We start from the raw sequence: 23,364 nt of genomic DNA, 5'->3' as shown, positions 1-23,364 counted from the left end.
CCTAACTCGGCTTGGTCGATGCCGTGACGTAGTTCACCGACAGATCGCGGGCAGATAGGGACCAGCTCCAAAGTACCGGATTGAAGACAAAACCTTTGCGATCAACCGGCGACAGGCCGGCCTTTTCAATCAATGCAAAGAGCTCGTCCGGTGTGATGAATTTTTTCCATTCATGCGTGCCCTTTGGCAGCCAGCGCATGATCACTTCGGCGCCGACAATCGCCATCATATAGCTTTTGGGGTTGCGATTGATCGTTGAGGCAATCATCAGCCCGCCGGGTTTGAGCAACATCTGACAGGCGGTCATGTAGCCCTGTGGATCGGAGACGTGTTCGACCACTTCCATGTTCAAAACAACGTCAAACTGCTCCCCAGCTTCGGCCAATGATTCGGCGGTGGTGTGGCGATAGTCGATCACAAGCCCGGATTTTTCCGCATGAAGCTGCGCAACGGGTAGGTTTCCCGCCGCAGCATCGGCGCCCACAACCGTCGCACCCAATCGTGCCATTGGTTCGGACAATAGCCCGCCACCACAGCCAATATCCAACAGCCGCAGCCCCTCAAAGGGTCGCTCAGCGGACAGGTCACGCCCGAATTCAGCAGCGATTTGTGCGGTGATGTAATCAAGCCGACACGGGTTGAGCATATGCAATGGCTTAAACTTACCATTCGGGTCCCACCATTCGGCGGCCATGGCCTCGAATTTGGCGACCTCTTGCGGGTCAATGGTGGACTGATGCATTTGCATGATCCTCTCCTTCGTGTTCAACTTAGAAATCGGTTTCTATGCCGATTGATCGCTCTATATAGGAACTCCATGGATAAGGTCTCAGGCCAAAAGAGCGCATATAGTTATCTCTATCCCCAAATCGCGGTCTATGACCACCGGATGTTGGAGGTCGGGGACGGGCACCGGATTTACGTCGAGCAAAGCGGCAATCCGAATGGCATTCCTGTGGTTGTGTTCCATGGTGGTCCGGGGGGTGGGTGTAGCCCTTATATGCGGCGCTATTTCGATCCGTCCATTTTTCGCATCATTTTGTTTGATCAACGCGGCTGTGGAAAATCGCGGCCCTTCGCCTCTGTCGAGGCAAATACCACATGGCATCTGATTGCTGATGTTGAGCGGATCAGGGTCGAACTTGGGGTTGATCGCTGGGCGGTGTTTGGCGGAAGCTGGGGGGCAACGCTGGGTGTGGCCTATACCCAAAGCCATCCAGAACGGGTCATTCACCTTATTTTGCGAGGTGTGTTTTTGGCGCGCCAAAGCGAGCTGGATTGGTTCTATGCGGGCGGTGCGGGTCAGTTTTGGCCGGAGCTTTGGGCAGAGTTTCGCGATGCGATCCCGGAGGAGGAGCACGATGATTTGATCGCCGCCTATCATCGGCGGTTGTTCAGTGGCAATCACCAAGAAGAACTGCGTTTTGGTCGGATTTGGTCGCGTTGGGAAAATGCTTTGGCGTCGATTGGATCGAATGGTTCAGCGGGCGAACCCGCGCTGGATTACGCCCGGACCTTTGCGCGGCTGGAGAACCACTATTTCACCCATAAGGCGTTTTTTGACCGCGATGGGCAGTTGTTGGAAGACATTGCGAAAATGGCCGACGTGCCTGGCACCATTGTTCAGGGGCGATTCGATATGATTTGTCCGCCGCATACCGCCTACGCCCTGCATAAGGTATGGCCTAAGGCGCGGTTGGTGATGGTCGGGCAGGCAGGCCATGCCATGTCTGAGCCCGGAATCACGCAAGCACTGGTGGCAACAATGAATCGGATCGGGCAGGAAATGCGATAAGACTTGCAGAGCGGCCTGTGGCGGCGTATAGGACGTGCCAACAGCGGCGCGTTGGGAGGTCCCAAAGCTCCACCGGGAAAGATCGACGGGCCGCGCGCCCGTTTTTTTGTGCCCTGAAACCGAGCTGGTCGATGGGCGACCCGTGAACCCGTATCTGAGAGGCAGCCCGGACATGTCCGAACTTATTGCCAAGACAGCCATTGACCGCCGTTTGGCGGAAATCATCACCCCGGTTATCGAGGGGATGGGATTTGAACTTGTGCGCGTGCGTTTGATGTCGTCGACCAAATCGAAGACGCTTCAAATTATGGCCGAACGTCCCGATGGTGGGATCGAGGTGGACGAATGTGCGCAGATTTCGACCGCAGTTTCTGCTATTCTTGATGTCGAAGACCCGATTGAGGACGAATACACGCTTGAAGTGTCAAGCCCGGGTATCGACCGGCCTTTGACGCGCCTGAAAGATTTTGCATCTTTCGAGGGCTATGAGGCCAAGATTGAAACGACTGAGATGATCGACGGCCGCCGTCGGTTCAAAGGAGAGATCGCCGGAGTTGAAGGCGATGAGGTTCTCCTGACGATCGAAGAAAATGGTGAAGCGCTCACCATCGGTTTGAATTTTGATTGGCTGTCGGACGCGAAACTCGTGCTGACCGATGAGTTGATCCGTGAAATGTTGCGCCAACGCAAAGCGTCCGGGGCAATCGACGAAACAAATTTTGACGAAATCCAGACCGACGACGGGTCTTCAGAGGATTGAGAGAGGACTGAGATATGGCAATCACCTCTGCAAACCAGCTTGAGCTGTTGCAAACCGCCGAGGCCGTGGCCCGCGAGAAAATGATCGACCCCGAATTGGTCGTTGAAGCGATGGAGGAGAGCCTCGCACGCGCTGCAAAGTCGCGTTACGGCTCCGAAATGGACATTCGTGTGTCCATTGATCGCAAGACCGGCCGCGCCACCTTTACCCGTGTGCGCACTGTGGTTGAGGAAGACGAGCTTGAGAATTACCAAGCGGAGCTGACCGTCACACAGGCCAAACAATATATGGCCGACCCGCAAATCGGTGACGAGATCAAGGATGAGGTTCCGCCCGTGGAACTCGGCCGGATCGCGGCGCAATCTGCCAAGCAGGTCATCTTGCAAAAAGTGCGCGAAGCAGAGCGGGATCGTCAGTTTGACGAATTCAAAGATCGCGTTGGCACCATCATCAATGGTGTGGTGAAACGCGAAGAATATGGCAACGTGATTGTCGATGTTGGCCGTGGCGAAGCCATTCTGCGCCGCAACGAGAAAATTGGCCGCGAAACCTATCGCCCGAACGATCGTATCCGGTGTTTCATCAAAGACGTGCGCCGCGAAGCGCGCGGGCCGCAGGTCTTCCTGTCCCGCACCGCGCCGGAATTCATGTCCGAATTGTTCAAAATGGAAGTGCCGGAAATCTATGACGGTATCATCGAGATCAAAGCTGTGGCCCGTGATCCGGGTTCGCGCGCCAAGATTGCCGTGATTTCCTATGACGGTTCGATTGATCCGGTCGGTGCCTGTGTCGGTATGCGCGGTTCGCGTGTTCAGGCCGTGGTGAACGAGCTTCAGGGCGAGAAAATTGACATCATCCCGTGGAACGAAGATGCGCCGACCTTCTTGGTCAACGCGCTTCAGCCAGCCGAGGTGACGAAAGTTGTGCTCGACGAAGACGCTGGCAAAATCGAAGTTGTTGTGCCGGATGAGCAGCTGTCGCTCGCCATCGGTCGCCGTGGCCAAAACGTGCGCCTTGCGTCGCAGTTGACCGGCTTGGATATCGACATTCTGACCGAAGCTGAAGAATCTCAGCGTCGTCAGGCCGAATTCGCTGAGCGCACCAAACTGTTCATGGACAACCTCGATCTTGACGAGTTCTTTGCCCAGCTTCTTGTTTCTGAAGGGTTCACCAACCTTGAAGAAGTGGCCTATGTTGATGTGGATGAGCTTTTGGTCATCGACGGCGTGGACACGGATACCGCGTCTGAACTTCAGGCTCGTGCCCGTGATGTGTTGGAGGCCGCCAATCGTAAGGCGCTTGAGCATGCTCGCGAATTGGGTGTCGAAGACAGCCTTATTGAATTCGAAGGCCTGACACCCCAAATGATTGAAGCATTGGCCGAAGATGGTGTGAAATCCGTCGAAGATTTCGCGACCTGTGCCGATTGGGAATTGGCCGGCGGTTGGACCACGGTCAATGGCGAACGCGTCAAGGACGACGGTGTCCTTGAGAAATTCGACATGTCCCTGGAAGAAGCACAAAAACTGGTGATGACGGCGCGCATTCAGCTTGGTTGGGTCGATCCGTCCGATCTTGTGTCCGATGAGGACGGTGAAGTCGAAGAGGAAAGCGAAGCCTGATTTGAGGCTGAGCGACGAGGTGCTATATGACCCGAGGTGGGCAAACGAAAAACAGAGATGAGAGCGAGCGCAGTTGCATTGTGACGCGCGAAGCGCAGCCGAAGCGTGGTCTCATTCGGTTCGTCGTTAGCCCGGACGGGCTCCTCGTGCCGGATCTGTCAGAAAAGCTTCCCGGTCGTGGGATTTACGTCTCGGCAGAGCGCGAAGTTTTGGAAGAGGCGCTCAAAAAGCGTCTCTTTTCAAAGGCCGCGCGGATGGATTTGACGATCCCTGACGGGTTTGTTGATCTGCTTGAAGTGGGTTTGACGGACCGTGTCGTGCATTTGATCTCTCTGGCGCGCAAAGCCGGAGATGCGGTGTGTGGGTTCGAAAAAGTTAAAGGCTGGTTGGCAGATGGGCGGGCAAAAATTTTGCTTCAGGCCTCTGACGGATCAGAGCGCGGCAAAGGCAAACTTTGGACGCCGGAGGGTGGTCGTTGGTTCGGTCATCTGACGAGTTCCGAATTGGGTTTGGCTTTTGGACGCGAAAGTGTGATACATGGCGCGCTCGCAGGTGGCGGACTCAGTAAACGTGTTGTAGAGGAAGCCACACGCCTGATGGGCGTGCGCGAGACAATCGGTGGAGAGGGCTCCGCCGGGAAGGGTAAGACGACGAAATGAGCGATACAGACGGCAAGAAACCCCTCGGCCTTCGGGGCGGCCCCGGATCGGTGAAACAGAGCTTTTCCCACGGGCGCACCAAGAGTGTTGTGGTCGAGACCAAGCGTAAACGAGTCGTGGTCCCCAAAGCTGGGTCCGCGAAACCGTCTGCGTCGGGTGCCGGGAAAGCCCACTACGGGGACCCATCAAAACGTCCTGCGGGCATTTCCGATGCGGAAATGGAACGCCGGATGAAGGCATTGGCTGCGGCAAAATCTGCCGAAGTTCAGGATGCTAAAAACCGTGCGGAAGAAGAGAAGGCGCGCGAAGAAGAGCGCGAGCGCCGCCGCCGTGAAATTGAAGAAAAGGCACGCGAAGAAGCGGAGCGCGAAGCCGCGCTCAAAGCCAAGGAAGAAGAAGAAGCTCGCGCCAAGCAAGAGGCGGAAGACGCCAAAAAACGCGAAGCTCAGGCTCAAGCGCAGGCGAAAAAGCCGGCAGCCGCAGCAGCGCCCAAGGTCGATGATGATCCGGCTGCCGCTCAGGTTGCTTTGCAAAAGCAAATGGATCGTGGTGGTCGTCCGGCCACTCCGGCACCGCGTGCGCGTGAGCGTGAAGAGACCGATCGCAACAATCGCAACAAAGTGGCGGACAATCGCCGCTCTGGCAAACTCACCGTGAACCAAGCGTTGACGGGCGGCGAAGGCAGTCGTCATCGCTCCATGGCGTCGATGAAGCGCAAACAAGAGCGCATGCGTCAAAAAGCTATGGGCAACGAGCAGCGCGAAAAGGTTGTGCGTGAAGTGCGTGTCCCGGAAGCCATTGTGGTGTCCGAGCTTGCCAACCGTATGGCTGAACGTGTGGCTGATGTGGTCAAATCGCTCATGAACATGGGCATGATGGTCACGCAGAACCAATCTATTGATGCGGATACGGCCGAGTTGATCGTTGAAGAATTTGGTCACCGCATTTTGCGCGTGTCTGATGCCGACGTTGAGGATGTGATCCAACAGGTTGAAGAAAAACCCGAAGATCTCAAATCGCGTCCGCCGGTTGTCACCATTATGGGGCACGTTGATCACGGGAAAACCTCCCTGCTTGACGCGATTCGCCATGCGAATGTGACCTCTGGTGAGGCGGGTGGGATCACCCAACACATCGGCGCTTATCAGGTGACCACCGATTCGGGCGCTGTTCTCAGCTTCCTCGACACGCCGGGTCACGCGGCCTTTACCTCCATGCGTGCCCGTGGTGCGCAGGTGACGGATATTGTCATCTTGGTTGTGGCTGCGGACGATTCGGTCATGCCGCAAACGATCGAAGCGATCGCTCACGCCAAAGCGGCGGGTGTTCCGATGATCATTGCGATCAACAAATGCGACAAACCGGATGCCGATCCAAACCGTGTTCGGACCGCGCTTTTGCAACACGAAGTTGTTGTCGAGGCGATGTCTGGCGATGTGCAGGACGTGGAAGTTTCGGCCAAAACCGGCAAAGGTCTTGATACTTTGCTTGAAGCCATCGCGCTTCAGGCTGAGATCCTTGAGTTGAAAGCCAACCCTGATCGCGCCGCCGAAGGTGCCGTGATTGAGGCGCAGCTTGATGTGGGCCGTGGTCCGGTGGCGACAGTGCTCGTACAAAAAGGCACTTTGAAACGCGGCGACATTTTTGTTGTGGGCGAGCAATGGGGTAAAGTCCGTGCGCTTGTAAACGACAAAGGCGAGCGTGTGGATGAGGCTGGCCCGTCTGTTCCGGTTGAGGTGCTTGGCCTCAACGGTACGCCCGAAGCGGGTGACGTTTTGAACGTGGTTGAGACCGAAGCACAGGCGCGTGAAATCGCAGAATATCGCGAACATGCGGCCAAGAACAAACGTGCTGCTGCTGGCGCTGCGACGACGTTGGATCAGCTTTTGGCGAAAGCGAAAGCCGATGAAACCGTCTCCGAATTGCCCATCTTGGTCAAAGCGGATGTTCAGGGGTCTGCCGAAGCGATCGTTCAGGCGATGGAAAAAATTGGCAACGACGAAGTGCGTGTGCGCGTTCTCCACTACGGCGTGGGTGCGATCACCGAATCCGACATCGGTCTTGCTGAGGCATCCGGCGCCCCGGTTATTGGCTTTAACGTCCGTGCGAATGCTCCGGCGCGCAACTCCGCCAACCAAAAAGGCGTGGAAATCCGGTATTATTCGGTGATCTACGATCTTGTGGATGATGTGAAAGCGGCGGCTTCCGGCCTTCTTTCCGCTGAAATCCGCGAGAACTTTATTGGTTATGCGAAGATCAAAGAGGTCTTTAAGGTCTCTGGCGTTGGTAAGGTTGCGGGTTGTCTTGTCACCGAAGGCGTTGCGCGTCGCTCGGCGGGTGTGCGTTTGCTGCGTGACGATGTTGTCATGCACGAAGGGACACTCAAGACGCTCAAACGGTTCAAGGATGAGGTCAAAGAGGTCCAGTCCGGTCAGGAATGCGGCATGGCCTTTGAGAACTACGAAGACATTCGTCCGAACGACGTCATCGAGATCTTTGAGCGCGAAGAAGTGCAACGGAATCTTGAGTGATTCATGTGATACATCAAAACAAAAAGGCGAGCCAAACGGCTCGCCTTTTTTATTCTGCACGCTGATTTATGAAGTCAGGCGGCTTTTTTTGCGGAAACGGGTTTGCCCTCGAAGGTTTTGTCACCAACGCGAACTTGGATGTTTCCATCGGTGGTTTCACCGACAAACAGACCTTGGACGGAAATGTATTTTCCGACGGAGATAGAACGCATCATCTTTTTTGCCCCCAAATGAAATGACGTTAAAAATAAATTAACTTATAAATATTTAAAAATCATTCACAAATTTAAGACAAAACCGTTATTTAAGCACAAATGTTGTGCAAACAGAGACGATAGCCACAGAATATTCCGTTTCTGCTTTGCAGCATTTCACAAAAGGTCGCGCAGCATGGGAATCAGGGGCACGTCTGCCGGAGGCATCGGGTAATCACGAAGCTCAGATACTTTGGCCCATTGCAAAACCTGCCCCTCACGCGGATGGGGAATACCGTTCCATTTGCGACAGGCAAACAGCGGCATCATCAGGTGAAAGTCATCATAGCTGTGTGACGCGAAAGTCAGCGGTGCGAGGCATGAGTTCCAGGTCTCAATGCCAAGCTCCTCATGCAACTCGCGTACAAGCGCGGCTTCGGGCGTTTCGCCGGGCTCAACTTTGCCGCCGGGAAACTCCCAAAGACCGGCCATGGATTTGCCTTCGGGGCGCTGTGCCAAAAGCACGCGCCCCTCGACGTCAATCAAGGCAACTGCCGAAACCAGAACCAGTTTCACGAGCGGTAATCTGCGTTGATGGTGATATAGCCGTGGGTCAAGTCGCAGGACCATACGGTGGCCGTACCATTGTCGAGACCGAGGTCTACTCGGATCACAATCTCGTCGTTTTTCATATAGGCCGCACCCGCCTCTTCGGAATAGGAGGGGGACACCCAGCCATCCTCAGCTACAAGAATGTCGCCAAACCAAATTTTGAGACGGTCCCGTTCGGCCCGCTCGCCAGATTTCCCAACGGCCATAACAATACGACCCCAGTTCGGATCTTCACCCGCCACAGCGGTTTTGACCAAGGGTGAATTGGCAATCGCCATCGCGACCCGATGCGCCGGGCCATTGGCATTGGCGCCGGTGACCTGCACTTCGATCAGTTTGGTCGCACCCTCGCCGTCACGTGCGACCTGAATGGCGAGGTCTTTCATCACCGCATGAAGCCCTTCGCGGAAGGCGTGAACGCGCGGATCGGCGAAATCAGTGATCTGAGCCATATCCGCCTTGCCTGTCGCGGCCAGAAGGACCGTATCTGAGGTGGAGGTGTCGCCGTCAACCGTGACGCAGTTGAATGTCTTGGCGTTGTCGAGCCAGATACATTGTTGCAGCACATCGCGGGAGATATTCGCGTCGGTGAAAATATAGGACAACATTGTCGCCATATCAGGGGCAATCATGCCGGAGCCTTTGGCGATTCCGGCGATTTTGACGGTCGCACCATCAAGTTGGACTGTCTGTGTGGCGCCTTTGGCGAAAGTGTCCGTGGTCATGATCGCACGGGCGGCTGCGCTGATCCCGGCCTCGTCCAAAGCGGCGTCGAGATCGGCAATTTTGGCGGTGATCCGTTCCCATTTCAGGGGCTCGCCGATGACGCCAGTAGAGGAGGTGAAGACACGGGTTTGATCAATGCCCATGGCGTCCGCCACCGCTGTGGTGATCTTTTGCACCGCGTCCATGCCGTTTTTGCCAGTGAAAGCATTGGAGTTGCCCGAGTTGACCAAAATCGCGGCTTTCCCAGGACCCTCAAGGCCGATTTTTTCCTGACAATCCAACACGGCTGCGGAGCGCGTCGAGGAGCGGGTGAAGACGCCAGCCATAGCCGTTCCCTCGCACAACTCCGCCAGCATCACGTCAACGCGGCCAGAGTAGCGCACACCCGCCTCTAAGGCTGCGAAGCGCACACCTTCGATGACAGGCAACTCGGGAAAGCCCGATTTGGGCGCGAGCGGGGAAACGTGTTCGATTTTGGCCATGGTCGGCGTCCTTGCTACAAAACGATCTCAAAGCGTTCGCGAAAAAGCTGAGGCACAGAGCTTTGCAAAACGCCATGCAACATTGCGATGTTGTCGGCCTTTTGCAATGAACTCATGCCTCAGATGAAGGGCAAAAGGCTTTAGTTGGCGAGCAAATCATCCATCCGCAACACGGACGGATCAATGCCATCAACACGCTCAACGGAGCCATCCGATTCGAGCGTGGCGATTTTGTCCTGAATGGCTTTGTCTTGGATTTCCGCAGCCAATTCATCCTGCACGTCGGTCAATGGCGGCACCTCGGACAGGCGCGTTTCCATCAGTTTGATCACATGCCAGCCAAATTGGGTTTGGACGGGGGCGGAGACAGTGCCTTCTTCCATGCCAACGACGACCTGTTCAAATTCGGGCACCATCATGCCAAGGCCAAACCAGCCCAGATCACCACCGTTCGGACCTGACGGACCAGTTGATTTTTCGCGTGCGAGATCGGCAAAATCTGCGCCTGCATCCAGATCGGCAATAAGGGCCTTTGCCTCATCTTCGGTTTCCACCAAAATATGCGCGGCGTGGTATTCGCGGCCCGGCTCAAATTCGGCAAATTTGGCGTCATAGGCGGCTTTGAGGGAGGCGTCATTCACCGCCTCTTTCGCGATGATTTCAAGCATGGAGCCCGCAATCACGACGCGTTCTTCATTCTCGATCTGGTATTTCAGCGCTTCGCCAATTTCACCCGCGGATTGTTTGAGGATTTCCTGTTGGACGATCTGATTGAGAATGCCGTCGTAAAGCTGTTCGTCGGTCAGGCTTTGATATTGCGGCGGAAGGCTCTGGCGCGCGGCGATGAGATGGCCAACGGTGATCTGCGTGCCGTTGATTGTTGCGACAACGGTTTGCGCGGTCACATCTTCGGCATGAAGCGGGCTCATGGCAAAAAACGCGGCGGAAATGAGAGCTGCGGCACCAGAAATGCGGTATTTCATCGAGAAAATCCTTCCTGTCGTCCCCATATCGGGGCGCGACGTTGACACTGTTGATGTGGCCCCTTACATCGCCTTAGGTCACTGAAGAGGAGCCTTCCGCCTGTTTCTATGGGGTGAATGGCACTGGGGCAATCCCTCCTCTCACACGATCCTGTCAGGACGCATCGAGCGGAGAGAATATGCTGGGCATCGGTACACTCGCGAAAAAGGTTTTTGGGACCCCTAATGATCGCAAGGTCAAGGCGACCCGCCCTCTCGTGGCTAAAATCAACGCGCTGGAACCAGAGTTTGAAAAGCTCGACGACGCCGGTTTGATCGCAAAGACCGAAGAATTTAGAAAGCGGGTGGCGGACGGCGAAAGCCTTGATGCGCTCCTGCCAGAGGCCTTTGCCAATTGTCGCGAAGCGGCGCGTCGTGCGCTTGGGCTGCGCGCCTTTGACACTCAGTTGATGGGTGGGATTTTCCTGCACGAAGGCAACATTGCAGAGATGAAAACCGGCGAGGGTAAGACCCTTGTGGCGACTTTCCCCTGTTATCTCAATGCGCTGTCTGGACAGGGCGTTCACGTCGTGACCGTCAACGAATATTTGGCCAAACGCGATGCGGAATGGATGGCGAATGTGTTTGAAGCGCTGGGGATGACCTGTGCCTCGATCTATAGCCAACAGCCAGAAGACGAGAAACGCGCGGCCTATGCCAGTGATGTGACCTATGCCACGAACAACGAGCTTGGGTTTGATTACCTGCGTGACAATATGAAATCCGAACTGGGCGAAATGGTTCAGCGCGGGCATCATTTTGCCATCGTCGATGAGGTCGACTCGATCCTGATCGACGAGGCGCGTACACCTTTGATCATTTCTGGTCCTTCCGATGACCGGTCTGAGTTGTACCTGACCATCGACAAATTGATCCCGGAATTGACCGACGAGCACTTCGAGCTTGATGAGAAAACCCGGCAGGTGACTTTTACTGAAGAGGGCAACGAATTCCTAGAACAGCGCCTGCATCAAGCGGGTCTTTTGGCCGAGGGTCAGACGCTCTACGATCCCGAAAGCACCACCATCGTGCATCACGTGAACCAAGGTTTGCGGGCACATAAGCTGTTTCAGAACGGTGTTCACTACATTGTGCGCAATGGTGAGGTCGCGTTGATCGACGAATTCACCGGCCGCATGATGTCGGGCCGTCGTCTGTCCGAGGGTCTGCATCAGGCGATCGAGGCGAAAGAGGGTGTCGAGATCAAGCCCGAGAACATCACCATGGCGTCGGTGACGTTCCAAAACTATTTCCGCCTTTATGGCAAACTGTCCGGCATGACCGGGACGGCGGCCACCGAGGCCGAAGAGTTCATGGAAATCTACAAACTCGGTGTGGTCGAAGTTCCGACCAACCGTCCGATTCAACGCCTCGACGAACATGACCGGGTCTATCGCACGGAGGCAGAAAAACTGGCCGCTGTGGTCGAGTCCATTCGCGAAGCGCACGAAAAAGGTCAGCCGGTTCTTGTTGGCACCACCTCGATTGATAAGTCTGAGGACCTGTCCAACCTTCTGACCAAAGAGGGCATCGTCCATAATGTGCTCAATGCCCGTCACCACGAGCAAGAAGCACAGATCGTTGGGGACGCTGGCAAATACGGCGCGGTGACCATCGCGACCAACATGGCCGGGCGCGGCACCGACATCAAACTTGGTGGCAACGTTGAGATGAAGGTGATGGAGGCGCTTGCAGCCAATCCAGACGCTCATCCTGACACCATCCGCGCACAAATCGAGGCGGAGCATGCCGCCGAAGAGCAGCGCGTGCTTGAGGCTGGTGGGCTTTATGTTCTGGCCACCGAGCGCCACGAAAGCCGCCGCATCGACAATCAGCTCCGCGGTCGTTCGGGGCGCCAGGGTGATCCGGGCCGTTCGTTGTTCTTCTTGTCGCTCGAAGATGACCTGATGCGGATTTTCGGCTCTGATCGCCTCGACAAAATGCTGTCGTCTTTGGGGATGAAAGAGGGTGAGGCGATTGTGCACCCTTGGGTCAACAAATCCCTCGCCAAAGCACAGGCGAAGGTCGAAGGCCGTAACTTTGACATCCGCAAACAGCTTTTGAAATTCGACGACGTGATGAACGATCAGCGCAAAGTGGTGTTTTCCCAGCGTCGTGGCATCATGGAAGCCGCCGATGTGAACGAGATCGTGGCGGATATGCGCCACGAGGTGATCGAAGAACTGGTCGCAGAGGCCATTCCGCCGAAATCCTATCCGGATCAGTGGGATGTTGCGAAACTGCAAGAATCCATTGTTGAGACCCTCAACATGGGCCTCCCCGTGCAAGACTGGGCGGAAGAAGAGGGTGTTGATGATGAGGTGATTATTGATCGCATTGTTGAACAGTCCGATGCCATGATGGCAGAAAAGACGGCGGCCTTTGGTGACGATCAAATGCGTCAGATCGAAAAGCAGTTCCTGCTCAACACCATCGACGCAAAATGGCGCGAGCATCTTATGACGCTCGAACATTTACGCTCTGTTGTTGGCTTCCGCGGCTATGCACAACGTGATCCGCTCAACGAGTATAAAAACGAAAGCTTCCAGCTTTTCGAAACCATGCTTGACAGCTTGCGTACAGAAGTGACCCAAAAACTGTCGCGTGTGCGTCCAATGACCGAAGAAGAGCGCAACACGATGTTGCAACAGCTTGTGGAACAGCAAGCGGGGGCAACGGCGGGTGCACAACCCGTTGCCCCCGATCAAGACGCTGAGTTGAGCCTCGATGCTGCGCCCGGTTTTGATGAAGCGGATGTGACAACCTGGGGCAATCCTGGCCGCAATGATCTCTGCCCTTGTGGCTCCGGGAAAAAATTTAAACACTGCCACGGCGTTGTTTAAATCAGTCTCTTACACCGGCTTGGCCCGCTTCTGATTGTCAGAGGCGGGCTTTTTCTTGCCCTGATGCGACCTCAGAAAAATCAGATTTCCCGCCTAAATCCTTAACAAAGGGTCAACGGTTTGGTGGAGAATGTGATGCTCCCTAAGGGTAAAGTTTTAACCGCTGTGGGTACAATGTCTGTCGCCTTTGCGATCGGATATGTGATGCAAGGGGGCGCAGTTGCGGCGCGCATTGATCTTGCCGATGAAGCCTTCGTGCAAACGCCGTCTTTGGTCTCAATGGTGCCGCTTCCTCCTATTGCTGAGCCGCGGCCCTTGATCAAAGATTCCCCCCTGATGCGTGTCGCCGCCTTGGAGCAAAATCACCTGTCTCCGTCCGTGATCTCTGATGCGATGCGTCCTTCGGACGAGCTTATGTGCCCCGTCAGTTTAAAGGCCGTTTCAATGGCTGATGCGATGGTTGGCCTCACCATGACCGCACCCTGTGCTGCGAATCAAACTGTCACGCTCTCTCATGCCGGTCTTGTGTTTTCTGCCCTTTTGGATGTCCATGGCGAGTTCTCCTTGTCCGTGCCCGCTTTGCAAAAAAACTGCGCGTTTTGAGGTGACGCTTGCGTCCGGTGCACAGGCTGAAGCCAGCTTGGATGTCTTCACCATCGACACCTATTCTCGCATCGTTCTGCAGTGGCTTGGTGAAGCTCAATTTCAGTTGCATGCGTTCGAGAACGGGGCCGAGTTTGGCTCTGCGGGCCATATCTGGAGCGCAACCCCCTCAGATCCCAAGAGTGCTCGGGCATCGCATTCCGGATATATGATTGAATTGGGCTCAGAGATTGGCGCGTATGCGTCTCGCGCTCAGATCTATTCCTTCCCGGTGGATTGGGCGGAAACGGAGACCCATGTCGGGTTGATTGTTGAGGCCGAAGTGACACAGGCCTCCTGTGGCCGCCAAATTGGGGGGCAAATATTTGAAATCGCACCCTTTGCACCAGCGGAAGGCCAGAGTTTTTTTATTGATATGCCGGATTGTGACGCGATTGGTGACTTTATCCAGTTGAAAAATATGATCCCAGAGCTGAAAATCGCCAGCAACTGATTGCACCCGATTTTCATGCGAGGCTAAGCGCTCATGTCCAGTCAAAGTGCGGCGAAGATCGCCGCATTGGCCCTTTCCTTGCTCTTGCCCCTCTCGGCACAAGCCCAAGACGTAAACCTTTTGTCGCGTGATGGAGCCATTTCTATCACCGGCACATTTTTGAGTTTCGATGGTGAATTCTATCGGGTCGATACCGATCTTGGCGTTCTCACGGTCGATGGCACAGGCGTACGCTGTGAGGGGCCAGGCTGTCCTGAACTTGACGGATATTACGCCCAAATTCGTTTGTCTGGTGATCCGACGGGGACGTCGGGCCTTATTCCAGCTTTGATCACAGCATTCGCCCTGCGCAATGGCTACGTGGTGGACGAAGAGGCGGCGGCGGATGGCCAAACGGTGCTTTTGCTTTTGGACGCTGCAAACGATTTGGTGGTTGGCGAATTTTTGATCGCGCCCACCTCAAGTGGCGAAGGGTTTGCCGATCTCGTATCTGAGAACACCGATGTTGTCGTGTCATTGCGCAAGGTGTCCCCGATGGAGCGATCTCTGGCTCAGGAGGCGGGTGTTGGCGATCTGTCCAATCCCCTGCGGGCGCGTGTGATTGGCTTGGATGCGTTGGTGCCTGTCGTGTCCCGCTCAAACCAACTTGAGGCGCTGTCTCTCACCGATTTGTCCAATATTTATACAGGGTCTGTCACCAACTGGACTGAGGTTGGCGGTGCCGATGCCCCCGTGTCGCGTCATGTGATGCGCGATGATTTGCGAGAGGGGAGCGAATTTCGCCGGATGATCCTTGCGAAAGGGGCATCTGCGACAGGTGAGTTGGCCATTCATGACAATTACGATGCTCTGATTGCTGCGGTTGAGCATGATCCATATGCTATCGGATTGGGACGGATGTCAGCAGGCGGGTCGGTTAAGTCCCTTGGGTTGACGGGTGCTTGTGGGTTTGAGGCGCAAGCCATCGCACCGGACATCAAAACCGAAGACTATCCGTTGACCCGTCCTGTTTTTCTCTACACACCCGCGCGGCGTTTGCCGAAATTGGCGCGGGAGTTTCTTGAATTTGCCGTGTCGCCCGCAGCACAAGTTATCGTCGCGCGCACGGCCTTTGTGGATCAGGGGGTGGATCACCTGTCATTCCGTGATCAGGGACGCCGGTTTGCCAATGCCATCGCCCATGCCGGAGACGAAATCTCGCTTGACGATCTTCAGAATGTTACCGAGGCCCTGCAGGGGGCCAAACGGTTGACCTTGGGGTTTCGATTTGAAGGGGGGGCGATCGGCCTTGATGCGCAATCGCGGTCCAACGTGCATTTGCTTGCGGAGTTGATTGAGGCGGGAGTCTATGACGGCAAAGAATTGATGTTCGCCGGATTTTCCGATGGGGAAGGGGCCGCAACGGTGAACCGCACGTTGTCTGAGCGGCGTGCGAATGCTGTGCTGTTGGCCGTGCAACGTGCGCTTGGTGAGGCCTTTGAGTCGGACCGCGTCCGATTTTCCGTCCAAGGTTATGGCGAAGTCATGCCACTCGCCTGTGATGATGTCGCTTGGGGCCGGTCTCTCAATCGCCGTGTGGAAATCTGGTTGAGAGATTTAAAATAGTTCAGAGGTAGCCCGTCCCCCGAAAGCTCAGCTCTGTCGATTTGCCAATGATCAGGTGATCGTGGAGTTGAATGTCCAGCGCCTCTGCGGCATCGCGGATTTGGTTGGTCATTGTGATGTCTGCATCCGATGGCGTTGGGTCGCCGGAGGGATGGTTATGTACAAGAATGAGCGCAGAGGCGTTGAGTTCAAGCGCCCTTTTGACCACTTCGCGCGGATAGACCGGGACATGATCCACCGTGCCGCGCGCCTGTTCTTCATCGGCGATCAGGATGTTTTTACGATCCAAGTAGAGCACGCGAAACTGTTCGGTTTCTCGATGCGCCATGGTTGTGTGGCAATAGTCCAAAACCGCATCCCAGCTTGAAATCACCGGGCGCTGCATGACGCGGGCACGAGCCAGACGATGCGCCGCCGCCTCAACAATTTTCAAATCCTGTGCCACCGCGAGATCGACGCCCTCAATCTCCAAAAGTCGGGAAATGGGCGCAGAAATGACCCGGTTGAAATCACCAAAACTCTCGATCAGTACCGCCGCAATCGGTTTCACATCCATACGCGGGAGGGCACGATAGAGGATGAGTTCCAAAAGCTCATAATCCGGCATCGCCTGAGCGCCACCATCAAAAAAGCGATCCTGAAGATGCTTTTTATGATTGCGTAGGTAGCTTGGCGGACGCGATGGGAGGACAACGGGACGGGCTTCTTCGAGATCGAAGAGCCAGTCAGGCATTTCGCGAAACGCGGAGGGGTGCGGTGTTGTGGTCATGGAGTGAATCCATCCCACGATTCGCTAAAAAAGTAGTTAACGGCTTTTAACCGGCGGCATAAATCTATGCCGCCAGTCCTAGGTCTTTAGCTTTTCACGCTATCCCAAAAAGTCTTTACCTTTTTGAAAAAGCTAGAACTTTCCGGGTTGTTGTTGTCTTCGCCGAGCTTTTCAAACTCTTGAAGCAATTCTTTTTGTTTCGAGGTCAAATTGACCGGTGTTTCCACCGCAAGCTCGATGAACATGTCACCCTGACCGCCACCGCGCAGCGCTGGCATGCCTTTGGCGCGCAGACGCATTTGGCGACCGGATTGACTACCGGCGGGGATTTTCACACGCGAGCGACCGCCATCAATTGTCGGCACTTCGATGTCACCACCAAGGGCCGCCGTGGCCATAGACACGGGCACGGAGCAATGCAAATGCACACCATCGCGCTCAAACAGATTGTGCGAGCGGACCTCGATGAAAATATACAGATCGCCTGTAGGACCGCCACGAAGCCCTGCTTCACCTTCGCCAGCGAGACGAATACGGGTGCCGGTTTCAACACCGGCAGGGATGTTCACAGACAGCGAGCGCTCTTTTTCAACGCGCCCAGCACCGCGACAATCGGGGCAGGGGTCTTTGATCGTTTGGCCAAGTCCACCACAGGCTGGACATGTGCGTTCAACGGTGAAAAAGCCTTGCTGTGCGCGGACCTTGCCCATGCCCGAACAAGACGGGCAGGTTTGCGGTTCGGCCCCATTCGCAGCACCTGTTCCGCTACAGCCCGTGCAGGCCACAGAGGTCGGGACGTTGATGGTCTTTTGTGCGCCCTGATAGGCCTCCTCCAAGGTGACGCGCATGTCGTAGCGTAGATCAGAGCCGCGTTGCGCACGCGATCGCTGGCCGCCACGCTGGCCGCCCATGAAATCGCCGAACAGGTCGTCGAAGACGTCGGAGAAGGCCGATGAGAAATCGCCGTGACCGCCGCCAAAGCCGCCGCCAGGACGTCCGCCGCCACCCATTCCACCCTGTTCAAAAGCAGCATGGCCAAAGCGGTCATAGGCGGCTTTTTTATCGGGGTCTTTGAGCGTGTCATAGGCTTCGTTCGCTTCTTTGAACTTGGCCTCTGCCTCGGGGTTGTCTTTGTTTCGGTCGGGGTGAAATTCCATCGCTTTTTTGCGATAGGCTTTTTTCAACTCCCCGGCATCCGCGCCTTTTTCGACGCCAAGCACCTCATAGAAATCGCGTTTTGCCATGGATTTTATCCTTTCGGGAACGCCCTAAACGGGAGAGGCCGGTTCGATGGTGTCGAACCGGCCAATCGGTCCCAGATACGCGTTAGGAGCGCTTGTCGCCGCCGAGATCTTCGAAATCGGCATCAACGATGTCATCATCAACGGAAGACGGACCGTCATCCATGTCGGCATCGTCGCCTGCACCCGCTTTGCTCTGTTCGGCCTTATAGATGGCCTCACCGAGCTTCATGGCAGCGTCGGTCACGTTTTGAATGCCCGAACGGATTTTATCCGGGTCTTCGGTTTCAAGCTGATCTTTGAGCGCAGCAATCGCAAGTTCGATGGCTTCAACGGTGGTCGGGTCGACCTTGTCGTTGTGCTCTTCGATGGCCTTTTCAGTCGAGTGAATGAGGCTTTCGGCTTGGTTTTTCGCTTCGACCAATGCTTTGCGGGCCTTATCGGCGTCGGCGTTTGCTTCGGCGTCTTTGACCATTTTCTCGATGTCCTCATCGGAGAGGCCACCAGAGGCTTGGATCGTGATCTTTTGCTCTTTGCCGGTGCCTTTGTCTTTGGCGCCCACTTCGACGATGCCGTCGGCGTTGATGTCAAAGGTCACTTCGATTTGCGGCATGCCGCGCGGTGCGGGCGGGATGCCTTCGAGGTTGAATTGGCCAAGCATTTTGTTGTCGGCGGCCATCTCGCGCTCACCTTGGAACACGCGAAGTGTCACGGCGGACTGGTTGTCCTCGGCAGTGGAGAAGATTTGCGACTTTTTGGTCGGGATCGTGGTGTTGCGGTCGATCAGGCGGGTGAACACGCCACCCAGCGTTTCGATGCCGATGGACAGCGGGGTCACATCGAGCAGCAACACGTCTTTCACGTCACCTTGCAACACACCGGCCTGAATGGCGGCGCCCATGGCAACCACTTCGTCCGGGTTCACACCTTTGTGCGGCTCTTTGCCGAAGAATTTGGTCACCTCTTCGATGACTTTCGGCATACGGGTCATCCCGCCGACCAACACGACTTCGTCGATGTCAGAGGTGGACAGGCCAGCATCTTTGAGCGCGGCTTGGCACGGTTTGATCGAGTTTTTGATCAGGTCGTTCACAAGGCTTTCCAGCTTCGCACGGGTCAGTTTGACCACGAGGTGAAGCGGGGTGCCGGAGGACGGGTCCATCGAAATGAACGGTTGGTTGATTTCGGTCTGGCTGGACGAAGACAGTTCGATTTTGGCTTTTTCAGCAGCTTCTTTGAGGCGCTGAAGGGCCATTTTGTCTTTGGTCAGATCGACGCCGTGCTCTTTTTTGAACTCACCTGCAAGGTAGTTCACGATGCGCATGTCGAAATCTTCACCGCCCAAGAACGTGTCGCCGTTGGTGGCCTGAACTTCAAACACGCCATCACCGAGTTCGAGGATGGTCACGTCGAATGTCCCGCCGCCAAGGTCATAGACCGCGATGGTTTTGGTTTCGGATTTGTCGAGGCCATAGGCCAAAGCCGCAGCTGTCGGTTCGTTGATGATCCGCAGCACTTCGAGGCCAGCGATTTTACCGGCGTCTTTGGTGGCTTGGCGTTGGGCGTCGTTAAAGTAAGCCGGGACCGTGATGACGGCCTGTGTCACTTCTTCGCCAAGGTAGGACTCGGCGGTTTCTTTCATTTTGCCAAGGATAAAGGCAGAGATTTGCGAAGGCGAATATTTGTCGCCGCGCACTTCAACCCAAGCGTCACCATTGCCGCCATCGACGATGTTGTAGGGAACGAGGCTCTTGTCCTTTTCCACTTCGGCGTCGCCAACGCGACGACCGATCAAACGCTTGACGGCGAACACTGTGTTCTCAGGGTTGGTGACAGCCTGACGTTTGGCCGCTTGGCCAACGAGGCGTTCATTGTCGGTAAAACCGACGATCGAAGGTGTGGTACGTGCACCTTCAGCATTTTCAATAACCCGGGGTTGCGAACCATCCATGATGGCAACGCAGGAGTTGGTGGTCCCGAGGTCGATACCGATGACTTTGGCCATGCTCAAAATCCTCTCTTAGGCGATGTTAAAACGAGGGGCCCATTTTGGCACCCGCCGTTGATCCCAGTGATCTTGACCGATCAGAATATCCGAACCGATCATTGCTTCTCGGCGTATATAAGGAGGCGTTTGGCCCCCTGCAAGTTGTGCGAGGCGCTCTAGGACAGGAAAAATGGAGTCATTTCAGAGGAAAAATGACAAAGGAGGCGAAAATGGATCAACCAAAGGCCTTAAGTCTGCGTGGGATGCGCATTTATAAGGGGTTTATTGCGGCAGAGGATCAAAAGGCGATCCTTGACGATCTGCGCGAGGTGACGCGGCGTGCCCCACTTTTTTCGCCAATGACCCCCTATGGAAAGCCGATGTCGGTGCGTATGACCTCGGCGGGGCGGTTTGGCTGGGTCTCGGATAAAACGGGTTATCGCTATGCGGATCGGCATCCGAAGGGGCAAGGCTGGCCGCCCATTCCGCAACGCATTCTCACCATTTGGGACCAGGTTTCGGGTACAAACCGGCCTCCTGAGTGCTGTTTGATCAATTTTTACGGCGAAGGTGCGAAAATGGGGATGCACCAAGATCGCGATGAGGCAGATTTTGATCAACCTGTTGTGTCGATTTCTTTGGGCGATGAAGCGCTGTTTCGGGTTGGTCAGGCGAGCCGAGGCGGCAAGACGGAAAGCGTTTGGTTGCAGTCTGGCGATGTGGTGGTCATGAGGGGCGAGGCGCGCCTGTTGTATCACGGCATTGATCGGATCAAGACCGGCACCAGCACGCTTTTGCGCGATGGAGGCCGCCTCAATTTGACTCTGCGCGTTGTGACGTGATCGCGATCACCGCGCGCCCCAACTAAGCGACACGCGCTTGCGGGTGAAAAATTCGGCGAGCAACCCGATGGTGACAAAGATCATCGAAAAGACGGCGGGATAGACCACCGAACTGTAATGCGGGTTGTAGTTGACGAAGGTAAATCCACGCGCCTGATCAATGGTGTGAAACAGGGGGTTCCATGAGAAAAAGGCAAGCATGTAGCCCGGTGTTTGATTGGCGACGAACATTTTGCCGGAGGTGAACATATTGGCGCGGGTGTAGACCGTTTGCACGATCCCCACCATGCGCGGGGCCCACGGTTTGGCCGCCAAAACCACAGTGCCGATGGCAGACCCGGAGGCCCAAGCCATAAGCAGCATGCCAAAAGCGCCAGCGGCATCCTGAAAATGCACGCCCCCCCAGCCCAGCGAATAAACGATGAGGATCGCGGCGACCGACAGGACTTGGATGTAAAGCGTGCTGAGAGCCGCGGAAGCGATTGAGATGGCGGTGTTCATCGGCGCATGTTGCATCATTGGCGAGGTGGCGTTTTCCGCCCCGGCAACGGCCCCAATCGCTTTGTTGTGAGTTAGGAACAGGAAAATCCCCGACATGATGAACAGGATAAAATCCCCTCTGATCGCGACGCCGCGAATGCCAAGGATGCTGTACATGAAGGTAAAGACGAACACGAGAATCAGGGCCTGTGTCATGTTCGAAATCAAACCGAGAAGTGGATTTCCGTGTGATTTTCGGACATGACGCACGGTGTTCACGAAAATAAGCCTCAGGATTGTCAGTGCGGCTGAGAACCCGCTTTGGCTTTTTGCGTAATGAAACATCGTTCATGTGTCCTGTAGGTTAATCGTGCCCGTTTCTTCGGGATTTCTTGTTGTTCCTATGTCCACATAGCATAAGGTTGTTGAGGTTTTCTTTCAATGAAAACACATGTGATATTAATCAGGAGCAATGCCTTGGATTTCGAAAAACTAATCCCCCTCATGCGCAGTCTGGCGATCGAAGCTGGTGAGAAGATCCTTGAAATCTACAATGCCGATGACTTCGAGGTGAAAACAAAGGCCGATGAAAGTCCTGTGACCGAAGCGGATGAGGCGGCAGATGCATTGATTTCGGCAGGTTTGCGTGCGGCTTTCCCTGACGTGATCCTGATCACCGAAGAGCAATCCGCCTCGCATGAGTTGAAATCGGACACGTTTCTGATTGTCGATCCGCTTGATGGCACCAAAGAATTTGTGAAGCGTCGCGGCGATTTTACGGTGAACATTGCCTATGTTGAAAAAGGTGTACCACTGCGCGGAGTTGTTTACGCGCCTGCCAAGGACCGCCTGTTTATCACCGATGCAAATGGTCAGTCCTATGAGGAAATTGGCCCGTTCGAAGTCTCGGCGCCGGGTGAAATGAAAAAGATCTCGGTGTCGACGCCGGACAATGACGCTTTGATGATCGTTGCCTCGAAATCGCACCGTGATCAGGCGACCGAAGATTACCTTGCCAAATACAACGCAAAAGACAGCAAATCTGCTGGGTCGTCGCTTAAATTCTGTCTTGTGGCGACGGGTGAGGCCGATCTTTATCCGCGCGTTGGTCGCACGATGGAATGGGACACGGCTGCCGGGCATGCGGTTTTGCTTGGAGCCGGTGGGGACGTGGTGCGCTTTGATGATCATACGCCTCTGACTTATGGCAAAGAAGATTACGCCAATCCGTTCTTCATTGCCTATGCTCCTGGCGTGGAGCTGAAAGAGGCTTAATGTCTGTTCTGATTGTGATTCCGGCCCGGTACGCGTCAACGCGCTATCCGGGCAAACCCCTTGTGGAATTGACCGGGGCCACGGGCGAAGCGAAATCCCTCATCCGGCGCAGTTGGGATGCTGCCACGGCGGTGTCCGGTGTGGATCGGGTTGTTGTTGCAACAGATGATGACCGCATTCGCACTGCTGCCGAAGCCTTTGGGGCAGAGGTTGTGATGACCTCAGAGACCTGCGCCAATGGGACTGAACGCTGTGCTGAGGCCTTGGAAAATCTCGGTGGCGGTTATGACATTGTGGTCAACCTTCAGGGTGATGCACCGCTGACCCCCGCTTGGTTCGTCGAAGACCTTGTGGCGGGTTTGCGGGCGCATCCAACAGCGGAGGTTGCCACTCCGGTGTTGCGGTGTGATGGCCGGGCTTTGAACGGGTTTCTTGAGGATCGGCGGGCGGGACGTGTGGGCGGAACGACGGCCGTCTTTGGCAGTGACCACAAGGGTCTCTATTTCTCAAAAGAGGTGATTCCCTATACCTCTCAAACCTATGCGGATGACGCCGAAACGCCCGTGTTTCACCACGTCGGCGTCTACGCCTATCGTCCGTCTGCCTTGGGGGCCTATCCGAAATGGCCGGTTGGCCCATTGGAACGCCTCGAGGGTTTGGAGCAACTCCGCTTTTTGGAACAAGAGCGGCCTGTTCTTTGTGTTGAGGTCGAATCTCGTGGGCGGCAATTTTGGGAGTTGAACAACCCCGAAGACGTCCCGCGCCTTGAGGCAATGCTGTCTGAGATGGGCGCATCTTAGGGGAATTTATACGCCATATGATC

At 55.4% G+C, this 23,364-nt stretch carries 21 protein-coding genes; 12 read left to right on the top strand and 9 right to left on the bottom strand.

The genetic code is table 11. The annotated features are described in order from the left end of the window. Nucleotide 1 precedes the first annotated feature (1 nt). Nucleotides 2–748 carry a bifunctional 2-polyprenyl-6-hydroxyphenol methylase/3-demethylubiquinol 3-O-methyltransferase UbiG gene (gene ubiG / locus DA792_RS16560; protein WP_107721227.1) on the bottom strand — a complete coding sequence of 249 codons (747 nt, stop codon included), beginning with the start codon at nucleotides 746–748 and terminating at the stop codon, nucleotides 2–4. A gap of 69 nt (nucleotides 749–817) precedes the next feature. Here ubiG and pip point away from each other — a divergent pair, with 69 nt between their 5' ends. The 5 genes from pip to infB all read left to right on the top strand — a co-directional run bounded on the left by pip (nucleotide 818) and on the right by infB (nucleotide 7,367). Next, nucleotides 818–1,795, top strand: coding sequence for a prolyl aminopeptidase (gene pip, locus DA792_RS16555; protein ID WP_107721224.1), 978 nt, complete (start codon nucleotides 818–820; stop codon nucleotides 1,793–1,795). Between the two features lie 172 nt (nucleotides 1,796–1,967). Then, nucleotides 1,968–2,555, top strand: a complete 588-nt coding sequence (gene rimP / locus DA792_RS16550) for a ribosome maturation factor RimP (RefSeq protein ID WP_107721222.1) — start codon at nucleotides 1,968–1,970, stop codon at nucleotides 2,553–2,555. Nucleotides 2,556–2,569: 14 nt separating this feature from the next. Then, a complete protein-coding gene (gene nusA / locus DA792_RS16545) occupies nucleotides 2,570–4,177 on the top strand; it encodes a transcription termination factor NusA (protein ID WP_107721220.1) in 1,608 nt (535 codons plus the stop codon). A 26-nt stretch (nucleotides 4,178–4,203) separates the two neighbouring features. After that, entirely contained in the window at nucleotides 4,204–4,836 is a 633-nt protein-coding gene (locus tag DA792_RS16540) for an RNA-binding protein (protein ID WP_107721219.1), read from the top strand. Then, entirely contained in the window at nucleotides 4,833–7,367 is a 2,535-nt protein-coding gene (gene infB / locus DA792_RS16535; RefSeq protein ID WP_107721216.1) for a translation initiation factor IF-2, read from the top strand. Before DA792_RS16540 ends, infB begins: the two co-directional genes overlap by 4 nt. 74 nt (nucleotides 7,368–7,441) lie before the next feature. On the opposite strand, the gene DA792_RS22465 is transcribed toward infB, so the two are convergent. From DA792_RS22465 to DA792_RS16520, 4 genes are all read right to left on the bottom strand, one after another. Then, a complete protein-coding gene (locus DA792_RS22465; protein ID WP_199908083.1) occupies nucleotides 7,442–7,582 on the bottom strand; it encodes a hypothetical protein in 141 nt (46 codons plus the stop codon). Nucleotides 7,583–7,738: 156 nt separating this feature from the next. Further along, on the bottom strand, nucleotides 7,739–8,137 hold the full coding sequence (gene mutT, locus DA792_RS16530) for an 8-oxo-dGTP diphosphatase MutT (protein WP_107721214.1): 399 nt from the start codon (nucleotides 8,135–8,137) through the stop codon (nucleotides 7,739–7,741). Beyond that, nucleotides 8,134–9,381: a bifunctional glutamate N-acetyltransferase/amino-acid acetyltransferase ArgJ gene (gene argJ, locus DA792_RS16525; RefSeq protein WP_107721212.1), complete on the bottom strand. Its 1,248-nt coding sequence runs from the start codon at nucleotides 9,379–9,381 to the stop codon at nucleotides 8,134–8,136. The genes mutT and argJ overlap by 4 nt, the downstream gene beginning before the upstream one ends. A gap of 140 nt (nucleotides 9,382–9,521) precedes the next feature. Then, nucleotides 9,522–10,364, bottom strand: a complete 843-nt coding sequence (locus DA792_RS16520; protein WP_107721210.1) for a peptidylprolyl isomerase — start codon at nucleotides 10,362–10,364, stop codon at nucleotides 9,522–9,524. Nucleotides 10,365–10,543: 179 nt separating this feature from the next. Between DA792_RS16520 and secA the strand changes: the two genes are divergently transcribed. The 4 genes from secA to DA792_RS16500 all read left to right on the top strand — a co-directional run bounded on the left by secA (nucleotide 10,544) and on the right by DA792_RS16500 (nucleotide 15,947). Then, the gene (gene secA, locus DA792_RS16515; protein WP_107721208.1) at nucleotides 10,544–13,246 is read left to right on the top strand and encodes a preprotein translocase subunit SecA; all 2,703 of its coding nucleotides are present in this window, start codon (nucleotides 10,544–10,546) and stop codon (nucleotides 13,244–13,246) included. A gap of 135 nt (nucleotides 13,247–13,381) precedes the next feature. After that, complete coding sequence (locus DA792_RS16510; protein ID WP_159075300.1) at nucleotides 13,382–13,849, top strand: hypothetical protein; 468 nt, start codon at nucleotides 13,382–13,384, stop codon at nucleotides 13,847–13,849. Between the two features lies 1 nt (nucleotide 13,850). Continuing rightward, nucleotides 13,851–14,342 carry a hypothetical protein gene (locus tag DA792_RS16505; protein WP_107721204.1) on the top strand — a complete coding sequence of 164 codons (492 nt, stop codon included), beginning with the start codon at nucleotides 13,851–13,853 and terminating at the stop codon, nucleotides 14,340–14,342. 33 nt (nucleotides 14,343–14,375) lie between these two features. Next, entirely contained in the window at nucleotides 14,376–15,947 is a 1,572-nt protein-coding gene (locus DA792_RS16500) for a phosphate ABC transporter substrate-binding/OmpA family protein (RefSeq protein WP_107721201.1), read from the top strand. Between the two features lies 1 nt (nucleotide 15,948). On the opposite strand, the gene radC is transcribed toward DA792_RS16500, so the two are convergent. From radC to dnaK, 3 genes are all read right to left on the bottom strand, one after another. Beyond that, entirely contained in the window at nucleotides 15,949–16,716 is a 768-nt protein-coding gene (gene radC / locus DA792_RS16495; RefSeq protein WP_107721199.1) for a RadC family protein, read from the bottom strand. Between the two features lie 86 nt (nucleotides 16,717–16,802). Continuing rightward, nucleotides 16,803–17,960, bottom strand: coding sequence for a molecular chaperone DnaJ (dnaJ, locus tag DA792_RS16490; protein WP_107721197.1), 1,158 nt, complete (start codon nucleotides 17,958–17,960; stop codon nucleotides 16,803–16,805). Nucleotides 17,961–18,042: 82 nt separating this feature from the next. Further along, nucleotides 18,043–19,962: a molecular chaperone DnaK gene (gene dnaK, locus DA792_RS16485; RefSeq protein ID WP_107721195.1), complete on the bottom strand. Its 1,920-nt coding sequence runs from the start codon at nucleotides 19,960–19,962 to the stop codon at nucleotides 18,043–18,045. A 212-nt stretch (nucleotides 19,963–20,174) separates the two neighbouring features. On the opposite strand from dnaK, the gene DA792_RS16480 reads away from it, so the two are divergent. Then, a complete protein-coding gene (locus tag DA792_RS16480; RefSeq protein WP_107721193.1) occupies nucleotides 20,175–20,786 on the top strand; it encodes an alpha-ketoglutarate-dependent dioxygenase AlkB family protein in 612 nt (203 codons plus the stop codon). 6 nt (nucleotides 20,787–20,792) lie between these two features. On the opposite strand, the gene DA792_RS16475 is transcribed toward DA792_RS16480, so the two are convergent. Next, nucleotides 20,793–21,611, bottom strand: coding sequence for an ABC transporter permease (locus DA792_RS16475; protein ID WP_107721191.1), 819 nt, complete (start codon nucleotides 21,609–21,611; stop codon nucleotides 20,793–20,795). 132 nt (nucleotides 21,612–21,743) lie between these two features. Between DA792_RS16475 and cysQ the strand changes: the two genes are divergently transcribed. Further along, nucleotides 21,744–22,541, top strand: coding sequence for a 3'(2'),5'-bisphosphate nucleotidase CysQ (gene cysQ / locus DA792_RS16470; protein ID WP_107721189.1), 798 nt, complete (start codon nucleotides 21,744–21,746; stop codon nucleotides 22,539–22,541). After that, nucleotides 22,541–23,341 (top strand): 3-deoxy-manno-octulosonate cytidylyltransferase, encoded by an 801-nt coding sequence (locus DA792_RS16465; protein ID WP_107721187.1) that lies wholly within the window; start codon nucleotides 22,541–22,543, stop codon nucleotides 23,339–23,341. The genes cysQ and DA792_RS16465 overlap by 1 nt, the downstream gene beginning before the upstream one ends. The last annotated feature ends 23 nt before the right edge of the window (nucleotides 23,342–23,364 follow it).

The organism is Celeribacter baekdonensis (genome assembly GCF_003047105.1).
Lineage (GTDB): Bacteria > Pseudomonadota > Alphaproteobacteria > Rhodobacterales > Rhodobacteraceae > Celeribacter > Celeribacter baekdonensis_B.
This window is presented reverse-complemented; position numbering and strand designations above follow the sequence as displayed.